The 11,947-nt window shown below is 71.0% G+C and carries 15 protein-coding genes; 2 read left to right on the top strand and 13 right to left on the bottom strand.

The genetic code is table 11. The features are described 5' to 3' along the window. Position 1 precedes the first annotated feature (1 nt). The 8 genes from ACH4VO_RS11935 to rpmG form a co-directional block, all read right to left on the bottom strand. Positions 2-91, bottom strand: a complete 90-nt coding sequence (locus ACH4VO_RS11935; RefSeq protein ID WP_360988044.1) for a potassium-transporting ATPase subunit F — start codon at positions 89-91, stop codon at positions 2-4. A gap of 292 nt (positions 92-383) precedes the next feature. Beyond that, positions 384-1,520, bottom strand: a complete 1,137-nt coding sequence (locus ACH4VO_RS11930; RefSeq protein ID WP_360988042.1) for a universal stress protein — start codon at positions 1,518-1,520, stop codon at positions 384-386. Positions 1,521-1,981: 461 nt separating this feature from the next. After that, positions 1,982-3,112 (bottom strand): glutathione-independent formaldehyde dehydrogenase, encoded by a 1,131-nt coding sequence (locus ACH4VO_RS11925; protein ID WP_360988040.1) that lies wholly within the window; start codon positions 3,110-3,112, stop codon positions 1,982-1,984. A 268-nt stretch (positions 3,113-3,380) separates the two neighbouring features. Further along, complete coding sequence (gene rpmF / locus ACH4VO_RS11920; protein WP_360988038.1) at positions 3,381-3,551, bottom strand: 50S ribosomal protein L32; 171 nt, start codon at positions 3,549-3,551, stop codon at positions 3,381-3,383. A gap of 46 nt (positions 3,552-3,597) precedes the next feature. Next, positions 3,598-3,834, bottom strand: coding sequence for a 30S ribosomal protein S18 (gene rpsR / locus ACH4VO_RS11915; RefSeq protein WP_360988036.1), 237 nt, complete (start codon positions 3,832-3,834; stop codon positions 3,598-3,600). 32 nt (positions 3,835-3,866) lie between these two features. Further along, a complete protein-coding gene (locus ACH4VO_RS11910; protein WP_360988033.1) occupies positions 3,867-5,015 on the bottom strand; it encodes a GTP-binding protein in 1,149 nt (382 codons plus the stop codon). Next, positions 5,012-5,269 (bottom strand): type B 50S ribosomal protein L31, encoded by a 258-nt coding sequence (locus tag ACH4VO_RS11905; protein ID WP_069169232.1) that lies wholly within the window; start codon positions 5,267-5,269, stop codon positions 5,012-5,014. The genes ACH4VO_RS11910 and ACH4VO_RS11905 overlap by 4 nt, the downstream gene beginning before the upstream one ends. A gap of 48 nt (positions 5,270-5,317) precedes the next feature. Next, entirely contained in the window at positions 5,318-5,482 is a 165-nt protein-coding gene (gene rpmG / locus ACH4VO_RS11900) for a 50S ribosomal protein L33 (RefSeq protein WP_360988031.1), read from the bottom strand. A gap of 62 nt (positions 5,483-5,544) precedes the next feature. Between rpmG and rpmB the strand changes: the two genes are divergently transcribed. Continuing rightward, positions 5,545-5,781 carry a 50S ribosomal protein L28 gene (gene rpmB, locus ACH4VO_RS11895; protein ID WP_360988029.1) on the top strand — a complete coding sequence of 79 codons (237 nt, stop codon included), beginning with the start codon at positions 5,545-5,547 and terminating at the stop codon, positions 5,779-5,781. Then, entirely contained in the window at positions 5,781-6,086 is a 306-nt protein-coding gene (gene rpsN / locus ACH4VO_RS11890; RefSeq protein WP_360988027.1) for a 30S ribosomal protein S14, read from the top strand. The genes rpmB and rpsN overlap by 1 nt, the downstream gene beginning before the upstream one ends. Positions 6,087-6,191: 105 nt before the next feature. Here the strand turns inward: rpsN and ACH4VO_RS11885 are convergent, their stop codons facing one another. From ACH4VO_RS11885 to acsA, 5 genes are read right to left on the bottom strand one after another with little or no spacing between them, the layout of a single operon-like run. Then, positions 6,192-6,449 carry a phosphopantetheine-binding protein gene (locus tag ACH4VO_RS11885; protein ID WP_360988025.1) on the bottom strand — a complete coding sequence of 86 codons (258 nt, stop codon included), beginning with the start codon at positions 6,447-6,449 and terminating at the stop codon, positions 6,192-6,194. Continuing rightward, complete coding sequence (locus ACH4VO_RS11880; RefSeq protein ID WP_360988023.1) at positions 6,446-7,879, bottom strand: dihydrolipoamide acetyltransferase family protein; 1,434 nt, start codon at positions 7,877-7,879, stop codon at positions 6,446-6,448. The genes ACH4VO_RS11885 and ACH4VO_RS11880 overlap by 4 nt, the downstream gene beginning before the upstream one ends. A gap of 3 nt (positions 7,880-7,882) precedes the next feature. Next, entirely contained in the window at positions 7,883-8,881 is a 999-nt protein-coding gene (locus tag ACH4VO_RS11875) for an alpha-ketoacid dehydrogenase subunit beta (RefSeq protein WP_360988021.1), read from the bottom strand. A 1-nt stretch (position 8,882) separates the two neighbouring features. Beyond that, complete coding sequence (pdhA, locus tag ACH4VO_RS11870; RefSeq protein ID WP_360988019.1) at positions 8,883-9,983, bottom strand: pyruvate dehydrogenase (acetyl-transferring) E1 component subunit alpha; 1,101 nt, start codon at positions 9,981-9,983, stop codon at positions 8,883-8,885. Then, positions 9,980-11,770, bottom strand: coding sequence for an acetate--CoA ligase (gene acsA / locus ACH4VO_RS11865; protein ID WP_360988017.1), 1,791 nt, complete (start codon positions 11,768-11,770; stop codon positions 9,980-9,982). The genes pdhA and acsA overlap by 4 nt, the downstream gene beginning before the upstream one ends. Positions 11,771-11,947 lie beyond the last annotated feature (177 nt).

Below are 11,947 nucleotides of genomic sequence, written 5' to 3'. Positions count from 1 at the left end.
GTCAGAACCTCTCGGGGAACACGAGGCAGATCACCAGGTAGATCACGAGTCCGCCCGCGACGGCAAGCCCCAGGGCATTCTCGGCGCTCACAGCCGGCCGACTCCTTTCGAGACGATTGCGAGGACGAGGAAGACCGCGACGGTGAGGCCGATGAAAGCGAGATCCGTCATGGTGGCAGGCACCTCCGAGATCTCCGGAGCCGGCTGGGCAGGCCGTTTCGCACGGACGGGCGTCTCCACGGGCAGGGAGCCGTCGGATCCGGCATGAGGCTAGCGGAGAGAGCCGCACCCATGGCCGCGGGACATGTCCGCCGGAAGGGTGAAGTCGCCCGGCCGAAGGCCCTCGCGGTCGGCACGGGCCATGGGGGCCGATCGTCAAGGATCTACAGCGTGCCGTCCGGGTTATCGACTCCTCCGCGCCGGCGGAGGAGTCGATTGTGAGCTGCCTGGGCGTGTGTGACCACGAGGACGTCGATATGGTCGCCGGACCCTTCGATGATGGCCTCGCCGACGCCGCGGCTGAACAGTCTGTGCAGTCGGCTGTGCCTGGTGGCGCCGATGAGGATCTCGGTGGCGTTGACCTGACGGGCGAGATCCAGGACGGCCTGTGCGACGTCGTCGCTCTTGATGGTGCGGCAGGTGCCGCCGAGCTGCTCCACCAGGGCACGCTGGCGGTCCAGAAGCGGCGAGGAACGGCGGGCGAGCGCATCGTCCGGCGTGACGTGCACGGCAAGGAACTCACCGTCCGCCGCGTGGGATGCGGTGCGCTTGGCCCGCCGGATGAGCGTCTCGCCCTCGGGGCCGCCGGACAGGGCGACCACGACACGTTCCCGGGTGGCCCACGGCTGCCGGATGCCGTGATCGTGGCGGTAGCGCAGCAGTGCCTCGTCCACACGGTCGGCCGCCCACAACAGCGCGAGCTCGCGCAGTGCGGTGAGATTCCCGGCGCGGAAGTAGCGGTGCAGCGCCTCGTCGGCCTTGCCGGCCGGGTAGATGTTGCCGTGCGCCATCCGGTGGCGCAGGGCCTCGGCCGACATGTCCACGAGTTCGATCTGGTCGGCGGCCCGGACGACGTCGTCCGGGACGGTCTCGTGCTGCCTGACACCGGTGATGTGCTCGACCACGTCGTTGAGCGACTCCAGATGCTGGACGTTGACGGTGGAGATCACCTCGATGCCCGCGTCCAGCAGCTCCTCCACGTCCTGCCACCGCTTGGCGTTCCGGCAGCCGGGGACATTGGTGTGGGCGAGCTCGTCCACGAGCGCGATCTGCGGGCGGCGAGCCAGGACTGCGTCGACGTCCATCTCGGAGAAGACCCCGCCGCGATAGCTCAGCGTCCGACGCGGCAGGCACTCCAGACCCTCCGCCATCCGGCGCGTCAGCGGCCGACCGTAATCCTCCACGAAGGCGATGACCACGTCGGCGCCCCGGCCGGAGCGCCGCTGCGCCTCGGCCAGCATGGCGTACGTCTTGCCGACTCCAGGCGCCGCTCCCAGGTACACCCGTAGTACCCCGCGCACCGGACACCTCCTGGCTGGTGACCTCTGTGCCGTTGCCGAGGCGAGGCGCAGAGGCTCCTGTACCCATCCTCCTTCCTCCGGCGGGTGACTGCCCGTCCGCGGGCCGGGACGGGCCTTCGCCGAGGGGCACTGATCGCCTCCGGACGCGTACCGTCGCCTGCCGCGAAGGGCCACGACAGCGCGACGGCATCGACCGAGCGACTGGACTGTCCGGTGACTGACGGCGCGGTTCCGCCGCTCACGGCGAGCGCCTGGCGGGGCGGCACGCCGTGAGCGGACGGCAGCGCGGTCAGGACGACTTCGACCACCCCTGTGGTGCCGGGTGCAAGCCGCGGGCCTGCCGGCATCCGGGGAGTACGTAAGCGCCGTTCGGGGCTGCCGCAGTCGGGCCGGACGCGTGGTGGCGCGGTCCGGGGAAGGGACGCCGGGCCGTGGGCTGAAGCAGGGGCGCGGCCACCACGTCAGGGCTTGAGCAGGACCTTGGTCCAGCCGTCCTCCCGGCGGTCGAAACGCTGGTAGGCGTCGGGGGCCTCGGCCAGCGGGAGCCGTTGGGAGACCAGGAAGCTGGGGGTGGCCCGGCCGGCGATGATCATGTCCCGCAGTTGCCGGTTGTAGGCCTTGACGTTGGCCTGACCGGTGCCCATGCGCAGGCCCTTCTCGAAGAACCTGCCGACCTTGAAGAGCAGTTCACCCTTCTGTGCGGACTCGGTGGGACCCCCCGGGTCCGCCGGTACGTACAGTCCTACGACTCCGAGCATCCCGGTCGGCCGGACCGACTCGACCAGGCTGTTGAGCACCAGCGCCGGTTGTTCCTCCCCCTCGGCCGCGGTCGCCTGGTAGCCGACGGCGTCGATGCCCTTGTCCGTACCTTCGCCGCCGGTCAGGTCCTTGATCTGTTCGGCCGCGTCACCCTGGCCGAAGTCGATGGGCGTCGCACCGATGTGCTCGGCCAGCCGCAACCGGTCCGGTTGCCTGTCGACGACGAAGACCTTGGCGGCGCCGCGGATGAGCGAGGAGTAAGCCGCCATGAGTCCGACCGGTCCGGCGCCGAAGACACAGACCGACTCGCCCGGCGAGACCTTGGCCAGTTCGGTGGCGTGGTAACCGGTGGGGAAGATGTCGGCCAGCAGTGCGAAGTCGTCCTCGTGCTCCTCGCCCGGTGGCAGCTGCAGGCAGTTGAAGTCGGCGAACGGCACCCGCAGATACTCCGCCTGGCCGCCCCGGTAGGGGCCCATGGACACATAGCCGTACGCGCCACCCGCAAAGGGCGCGTTGACGGTCAGACAGAAGCCGGTGTATCCGGCCAGGCAGTTCTTGCAGAAGCCGCAGGCCACGTTGAAGGGCAGGACGACCCGGTCGCCCTTGCGGACCCGGGCGACTCCGGGGCCGACCTCCTGGACGATCCCCATGTTCTCGTGGCCGAACACGATACCGGGTTCGGCACCGGTACGCCCCTCGTACATATGCAGGTCGGAACCGCAGATGGCTGCCGTGGTGACTTTGATGACCACATCGGTGGGGGCTTCGATCCGGGGGTCCTCGACGTCCTCCACGGTCACGCTGAAGGGTTCCTTGTACACGACCGCTTTCACTGTGCCTCCTCGGGTGGCGTACGGGTCCCCGCAGCACGAAGACCCTCACGGAAGCGGCAATATGCACCATATTACAGGCAATTGGCGGTGTATGTACTCCTGGGTGTCATCCGCCCGCAGCGGTCGAGTCGGGGGGCGGCCGACCCTCGACTCGACCGCTGCGGGCGGCGGGGGCAATCCGGTGCGCGTCGGCGTGGGATGCGTGAGAGACCCGGCAGTGAGGGGCCCGTCGGGGCGGTCACGGGCAGGCGGGCGTCCAGGAGGTGCGTCAGTCCTCCGGCCGGAGGAGGCCGCGTTCGTACGCCTTCCTCAGGTGCTGAGGCACCAGGGAGATGGTCCCGTCGACGGTGACGGGGACGAGCGCCGGGAGGCTCGCCTTCCACCGGGCGCGGCGGTGGCGGGTGTTGCTCCGGGACATCTTGCGCTTGGGGACGGCCATGAGGTCCTTCTCGGTCGGAGGGGGGAATCGGTGACGGGCGTGGAGGTCAGCGGCTGGAGTAGGGGAGCAGGCCCATCTCGCGGGCGTTCTTCACGGCCGTCGCGATCCGGCGCTGCTGCTGCCGGCTGACACGGGTGACGCGGCGACTGCGTATCTTGCCGCGGTCGGAGAGGAACTTCCGCAGCAGGTCGGTGTCCTTGTAGTCGATGTGCGTGATGCCGGCCGCGTCGAGCGGGTTCGGCCGGTTCGCGCGCGCGGGCGCGGCATGGGTGAGGCGGGGCATGTCGGCTCCCTGGTCGGTGTGAGGGGGGTGGATCAGATGACGGGGTCGAGGAGCTGGTCGAAACCGGTGGGCCGGGAGGCGGCGGGTCCGGAGGCGAGTTCGTCATCGGTGAGCAGGCAGGAGTCGAGCAGTGCGAGCAGCCCCGCCCGGTCGAGGTCCGGGGAGACGAAGACGAGGTGCTGGCAGCGGTCGCCGTGCTCGGGGTGCCAGTCCACGGCTGCGGCGGTGCGGCGCTCGGCCGGCATCAGCTCCCATGCGGCGTCAGGGAGCGCGGCCATCCACGGCCCGGCGCTCTCCACGCACAGGGCGCCTCCGGCGGCGTTCCATGCCAGCAGGCTGTCCGGCCGGTCCGCCAGCCAGAACCTGCCCCGGCTGCGGGCTGCCGCGCAGCACAGATCCTCCAGCGCCTCGTAGAGGCGACCGGCGTGGAACGGGCGGCGGCGCCGCCAGACGAGCGTGCTGATTCCCTCCTCGTCACAGTCGTGAGGGAGACGGGCACACGCCGGATGCTGTGCGGCCGCCGCAGCGTCCACGTCGAAGCCGGCGACCGCTGTGACCCCCAGCCGGCCGGATGCGACGCCGACCTGCTGTGCGCCGGGGTGCAACTGTCGCAGAAGCGCCAGGTCGTCCGGTCCGTTGGCGACGCTGTCGGCGACGGCGAGGACCGGAGCGTACTCCAGCTGCCGCGCGAAGGTGTCACCGACGGTGCGCTGGTCCGTGGCGGCCGCGGCCAGTCCGGCCTCCGCGAGGTCGTCGCCGTTGGACAGGCACGCCAGGACGAGGGCGGGATCCACGGCGGTCACCACGTTGGTCAACCGGAAGGCGTCCCCGCCGTGGGCGGCGACGACCTCGGCCATGCTGCGGGGTTCCACGGAATCCCACAACTCCACGACGGCCAGGCGGGTGAGGCGGCCGCGGGCCAGCCGCTCCAGTTCGGGCACGAGGTCCTCGCGCAGCGCACAGCAGGCGCAGTCGTTGACCAGAGGCGTCTCGCCGTAACCGGTCTCGCCCGTGGAGTCGCGGAGGCTCCGGCGCACGGTGCCCGCCGGAGCGGTGGACAGGTCGTGATGCACCGCGACGCTGCCGGAGACCTCGCGCAACAACCGTTCGACCGTGGCACGGCGGGCTTCGGAGTGGAGTCCGGCGACGATCACCACGGGCATCGGCTCGTCGAAAGTCATCGGCGGCCCTCGCCCCGTCCGTAGCGACGCTCGAACCGCTCGACGCGGCCGGCGGTGTCCATCACGCGGGCGGTACCGGTGTAGAAGGGGTGGCTGGCCGACGAGATCTCGACGTCGACCACCGGGTAGGTGTGTCCGTCCTCCCAGTCGACGGTCTTGTCGCTGGTCATCGTGGACCGGGTGAGGATGGCGAAATCACCGGCCTTGTCGCGGAAGACGACCGGGCGGTAGGTGGGGTGGATTCCAGGCTTCATGGGTGGGTCTCTCGATCGGGTGCAGGCGTTCGGGCGGGGCCGATGCGGTCAGCGTTCCTCGCGGAACTCGACGTGGCGTCGGGCAACGGGGTCGAACTTGCGCAGGACCAGGCGGTCGGGGTCGTTCCGGCGGTTCTTGCGGGTCACGTAGGTGAATCCGGTTCCGGCGGTGGAGCGGAGCTTGATGATCGGGCGTACCTCGTTGCGGGCCATGACGGGTAGCATACGACAATGATTTCCATTCTCGATAAGCTGGTGAGAAAGGCAGGACCTTCATGTCCGCGCACTGTCAGCTGACCGGCGCCCGGCCGGTCTTCGGCAAGAAGATCTCCCACTCGCACCGTCGCACCTCGCGCCGGTTCGATCCCAACATCCAGAACAAGCGCTACTGGCTGCCCGGTGAGGGGCGGCACGTCCGCCTGCGGCTGAGCGCCCGGGCCGTCAGGACCGTGGACACCATCGGCATCGAGGCCGCCGTCGCCCGGATCCGAGCCCGCGGGGAGCGTGTCTGATGGCGAAGAAGAGCAAGATCGCGAAGAACGAGCGGAGGAAGCGGATCGTGGCGCGTCACGCACAACGGCGCGCCGAACTCAAGTCCGTTCTGGCGTCTCCGCGCGCCACGGACGAGGTGAAGGCCGCCGCACAGGCGGAACTGCGACGCCAGCCCCGGGACGCGAGCGCGACCCGGGTGCGCAACCGTGACAGCGTCGACGGCCGCCCCCGTGGGCACCTGCGTACGTTCGGCCTCTCCCGGCTGAACGTACGGGCCCAGGCGCACGCCGGTCACCTACCAGGGGTGACCAAGTCCTCCTGGTGAACGGCCCACTGTGTGGGGGGTGACACCTGCATAACACCCTCCGCACGGTGGTGTGCCACCACCGTGCGGGTCGGGGCGATGTCCCCCGTCGTCATGGGACGTTCCCTACTTCCCGGAGGACTCCGTGCGGGCGACGAGGAAGTCCGCGCATTCCGACAGGGTGGAGAGCTTCGGTGAGTCCTCGTCGTCGATGCGGATGCCGGAGCGTTCGCCGAGCGTCTCCACGAAGCTCAGGAAGTCCAGTGAGTCCATGTCGAGTGCGTCGCGGAACGTGTCGTCGGGCCCGAGCGTGGTGAGGTCGGCGTCGGGGATGGTGGAGGCGAGCGATTCCTCGACGACCTCGCGTGCTTCGGCGCGGTTCATGAATCCTCCGGGTTCGGGTTCTGCAAGAGGCGGTCGACCGCCGTCAGGTAGCGGGCTCCGACCGCGCCGTCCGTCGCCCGGTGGTCTGCCGACAGGGTGGCCGTGACGACGGGCCGGACACCGAGCAGGCCGTCGACGGCCCACGGACGGTCGCTGATCCGCCCGAAGCCGACCAGCGCCACCTGCGGCGGGTAGATGAGGCCGAAGACGGCTTCCACGCCCTGATCGCCGAGGTTGGTGACCGTGAGGGTGGAGCCGGAGATTTCGGATCCGCGCAGCCTGCCCGTGCGGGCACGGGCGACCAGGTCCTTCAAGGCGGCCATCAACTGAGGGAGTGCGAGAGCGTCGGCGTCGTGGAGCACGGGGGCGATGAGCCCGCCGCCGCGCAGGGACACCGCTACACCCAGGTGTACTCCGTCACCGGCCGTGAAGTGGTCGTCGGCCCAGAAGCCGTTGAGCTCGGGGACCTCCCGGGCGGCCCGGGCCGCAGCCTTGAGCAGCAGGGCTGCGGGGAGCAGCCGCTCGGCCACCGGGCTGCGCCGGTTGTGCTCGTGCAGCCAGTCCATGGCGGCGGCCATGTCGATGGTGGTGGACAGGTAGTAGTGCGGGATGTCCCGGTTGGCGCGGGTCATCAGTCCGGCGATCGCGTGGCGCATCGAGGCAACCCGGTCATCGGCGGGACGCACCGGGGTGGCGCCGCGGCGCGGGGGCGGGGCCGCCGTTGCCGGTCCTGGGGCCGCCTTGCGTACGTCGGCGGCAAGGACGGCGCCGTCCTTGCCCGTCCCCGTCACCGTGGCCAGATCGACGTCCAGTTCGGCGGCGAGCCGTCGGGCGAGCGGGGTGCTCCGTACGCGCGATGGCCGAACGACGGCTCCGGCGGCTGCGGTTGCCTCTTCGACGTCGGTTCGGGTGACACGCCCTCCGGGCCCGGATCCTCGGAGGTTCTCCAGGTCCACGCCGCTGCGCTCCGCGAGGTGCCGGAGCAAGGGGCCGGCCTCGGTGTGCACGGGCGCGGAGGCCTCGGACGGCACGGGTGCCGGAACCCGCTCGGGTTCGGGTGGGGCGGACGCCGGGGGTGGCGGCCGGACCGGTCGTTCGGCCTCGTCCTTCTCGGCCCCACGGCCCTTCTCCGACTTCTCCGGCTTCTCCGGCTTCTCGGGCTTCTCGGGCTTCTCGGGCTTCTCCGATCGTTCTCCGGCCGGCTCGATCCGTGCCAGCGGCGTGCCGACCGGCACCGTCGTGCCCGGCTCGACGAGCTGTTCGCCCATCGTCCCGGTCTCGAAGCACTCCACCTCGATCGTGGACTTCGCCGTTTCGACGACCGCGACCGGATCGCCTTTGCGGACCGGGTCACCGGGCTGGACCACCCATTCCTGGAGTGTGCCCTCGTCCATGTCGGCGCCCAAGGACGGCATGGTGAACTCGGCCATAGGTCATCCCACCGTCCGGTGTGCGGCCGCCACGATGCCGGCGGTCTGGGGCAGCGCCGCCTCCTCGAGCTTCCGGGCGTACGGAATGGGGACCTCCGCGCTGCACACCCGCTCGACGGGGGCGTCCAGTTCGTAGAACGACTCCTCGGCGATACGGGCGGAGACCTCTGCGGCGAGGCTGCCGGTGCGCCATGCCTCGTCGATGACCACCGCGCGGTGGGTACGGGCCACCGAGGCGGTGATGGCCGCGTCGTCGAGGGGGCGGAGCGTGCGCAGGTCGAGCACTTCGGCGTCGATGCCTTCGCTGGCCAGTTCGTCCGCCGCGGCGAGGGCTTTGGGAAGTGAACCGCCGTAGGTGATCAGGGAGATGTCGGTGCCGGGTCTGCGGGTCACGGCGTGCTCCAGGTCCACGGGAGCCGTGGGCCGGGCGATGTCACCGGAGGCGTTGTAGAGGGTCACGTGCTCGAAGATCAGTACCGGGTCCGGGTCGGCCAGCGCCGGGGCCAGCATGTGCCGGGCGTCCTCCACGGTGGCCGGAGCCAGCACACGGAGGCCGGGGATGTGCGCGTACCAGCCTTCCAGACTGTGCGAGTGCTGGGCCCCGAGCTGCCGTCCCGCGCCCGTCGTCATGCGGATCACCAGCGGTACGGGCAGCTGGCCGCCCGACATGTGCAGCAGCGTGGCGGCGTTGTTGAGGATCTGGTCGAGCGCGAGCAGGCTGAAGTTCACGGTCATGATCTCGACGACGGGCCGCATCCCGGCCAGGGCCGCACCGATGCCCGCGCCCACGAACGCGGACTCCGACAGCGGGGTGTCCCGGACCCGTGCCGGCCCGAACTCCTCCAGCAGACCGAGGCTGACGCCGAAGCATCCGCCGTACCTGCCCACGTCCTCCCCCATGAGGAAGACGCGCTCGTCGGAGCGCAGGGCCTCCCGCAGGGCCTCCCGCATCGCCTCCCGGTAGGTCGTCCCCCGCTCCTCCGGCCGGCCGTCGGCAGCCATGTCAGCTCACCTCCGCCGAGGCGCCCGAGGAACTGGTGACGTGACGGAGCAGGTTCTCGACCGGTTCCTCGGGCGCCTGTGCGGCCGCGTCGACGGCACGGTCGATCTCGTCGGTGACCTGGCGCTCCATCCCGGCGAGCGCGTTGTCGTCCAGCTCGCCGTTCTCGCGCATGCGCTCCGTCAGCCGGCCGATCGGGTCCCGGCCCTTCCACTGCTCGATCTCCGTCCTGTCCCGGTAGCGGTCCGGGTCGTACATGGAGTGGGCACGGAAGCGGTAGGTGCGCAACTCCAGGAAGTGCGGTCCCGCACCGGCCCGTACGGCTTCGGTGGCCCGGCGGGCGGCGTGCTCGACGGCTTCCACGTCCATGCCGTCCACGGCCCAGGCCACCATGCCGTAGGACGCGGCCCGCATGGCCAGGTCGGTCTGCGCCTCGTGCCGTTCGATGCCCGTGCCCATGGCGTAGAGGTTGTTCTCGCACACCAGCAGGAGGGGCAGCTTCCACAGGGCCGCGAGGTTCGCCGTCTCGTGGAACTCGCCCTCCGCGAAGGCCCCGTCGCCGAAGAAGCAGCAGGTGACGTGCTCCTGCCCGCGCATGCGGTCGGCGAGGGCGAGCCCCGCGGCCAGAGGGAGACCGCCGGCGACGATCGCGTTGCCGCCGTAGAAGCGGCGGCTCGCGTCGAACAGGTGCATCGACCCGCCGCGGCCCCCGCTGCAGCCGGTCGTCCTGCCGTGCATCTCGGCCATGACGGCCTCGGCCGGGATGCCGCGGGCCAGCGCGTGGCCGTGCTCACGGTAGGTGGAGACGACCGCGTCCTCGGGGGTCAGTGCCTCGTTGACTCCGACGGCGACGGCCTCCTCACCGATGTACAGGTGGACGAAGCCGCGGATCTTCGCGGCGCTGTACAGCTCCACGCACCGTTCCTCGAAGCGCCGGATGCGCAGCATCGCCGTCAGCAGACCCGCTCTGCGCGCTCCGCGCCCGGGGTCCGGCCGGTCGGCGGGACGCCCGGCGTTCGCGCTCCGCTTCTTCGTCGCGGCCTTCTTCGCGGATTTCCCGGTCGTGGCCGCACTGCGGGTACCGGGAGCGCGGGCTGTGCTCATGCGGATCCCTCCAAGGTGGACACATCGCCTTCGGGCAGTCCGAGTTCGCGGGCACGCAGGAGCCGGCGCATGACCTTGCCACTCCGGGTCCTGGGCAGGTTCTGGTCGAAAGCGATCTCCCGGGGCGCGACGGCCGGCCCCAGTCTGCGGCGGGAGAAGGCCAGCAGCTCCCGTTCCAGATCCGGGCTCGGCTCGATGCCGGGGCGCAGTGACACGAAGGCCTTGACGATGTTCCCGGCGACGGGGTCCGGCCGGCCGATCACTCCGGCCTCCGCGACCGCCGCGTGCTCCATCAGCGCGCTCTCCACCTCGAACGGGCCGATCAGGTGCCCGGCGGACTTGATGACGTCGTCGGCGCGGCCCACGAACCAGTACCAGCCGTCCGCGTCCCGCCGGACCAGGTCACCGGTCAGATACCAGCCGTCGGCGAAGGTGGCCTCGTACCGTTGCCTGTCGTGCAGGTAGCCGCGGAACATCGACGGCCAGCCCGGCCGCAGCGCCAACTCACCTTCCTCCTCCGGGCTCTCCACCTCGGCGACCCGGCCGTCGGTGATCAGTACCCGGCCGTCCTCGCCCCGCCGCAGCACCCCCGCCTCGACACCTGGCAGCGGGCGGCCCATCGAGCCGGGCCGGATGGCGCAGGCCGGGAAGTTCGCGATCATGATGCTGCCGGTCTCCGTCTGCCACCAGTTGTCGTGCACCGGCAGACCCAGCACGTCCTCGCCCCACAGCACCGCCTCGGGGTTGAGGGGCTCGCCGACGGAGGCGACGAAGCGCAGGGCGGACAGGTCGTACGCACGCGGCAGGTCGTACGGGCCCTCGCGGGGGGTGGAGCGCATCAGCATCCGCAGGGCCGTGGGCGCGGTGTACCAGACACTGACCCGTTGCTCGCCGAGGATCCGGTACCAGCGCCGGGCATCGTAGTCGCCCTCGTCGACGACCACGGTCACGCCGTGGGTGAGCGGGGCGATGACGCCGTACGACATGCCGGTGACCCAGCCGGGATCGGCGGTGCACCAGTACGTGTCCCCGGGGTGCAGGTCGAGTGCGTACGCAGCCGTGGCGTAGTGGGCGACCACCGCCTCGTGGACGTGGACAGCACCTTTGGGGGTGCCGGTGGTGCCGCTGGTGAAGTGCAGCAGGGCCATGTCCTCGGGCGAGGTCGGCGGGATCGTGAAAGTGTCCGGGGCGGCGGACATCAGCTCGTCGAAGGAGGCCGTGCCGGGCAGCTCCCCGGCACCCGGGCCGACGATGAGCACCTGCTCGAGCCCGGGCAGCGACGCCCTGCGGGCGGCCACCTTCCGCCGGTACAGGGCCGCGGTGGTGACCAGGACCCGTGCGTCGCCGAGGCGCAGCCGCTGCTCGACCGGATCGGGCCCGAACGCGGGGAACAGCGGGCACAGCACGCTGGTGTTCTTCAACGTGCCCAGCACCGCGGTGTACAGCTCGGGGCAGCGGCCGAGCAGGGTGAACACCCGGTCCCCCCGGCCGACGCCGAGCGAGCCCAGCACGTTGGCGAAGCGGGCTGTTCGGCGTGCCAGCTCGTCGTAGGTGACGGCCGAGACGGCGTTGTCGCGGGCCACGCACTGCAAGGCGACCTTGTCGCCATGGTCCGAAACCGCGTGCCGGTCGACGGCCTCGTACGCCATGTTCAGCCCGCCGCCCGGCAGGCCGGCCAACGCGGCGCGCGCCTGCGACCACGTGAACTCGGAACGAGCCCGGTCGTAGTCCGCGAGGTTCGGTGCGACGTCCGGTGCGGCGTCCCCACGGATGGTCTCCCGGCCCATAGGCGCTCCTCCTGACACCTTGCGCTGCCTGCGGAGCCGCCGAGTACGGCTCCCGGCACGCACCGCGGCCGGCTCGGCCTCGCTCGGCCGCACCATCGCCTCGGCTCACTTCCATGGCACTCCTGCCGTCCGGCGGGTGCAAGGGCCGAACGGGTCCGGATCCGGGTGCCGGCCGGT

It is taken from the genome of Streptomyces sp. NPDC020780, from assembly GCF_044334475.1.
GTDB lineage: Bacteria > Actinomycetota > Actinomycetes > Streptomycetales > Streptomycetaceae > Streptomyces.
Note: the sequence above shows the minus strand (reverse complement) of the source record. Positions and strands in the feature narration are given on the sequence as shown.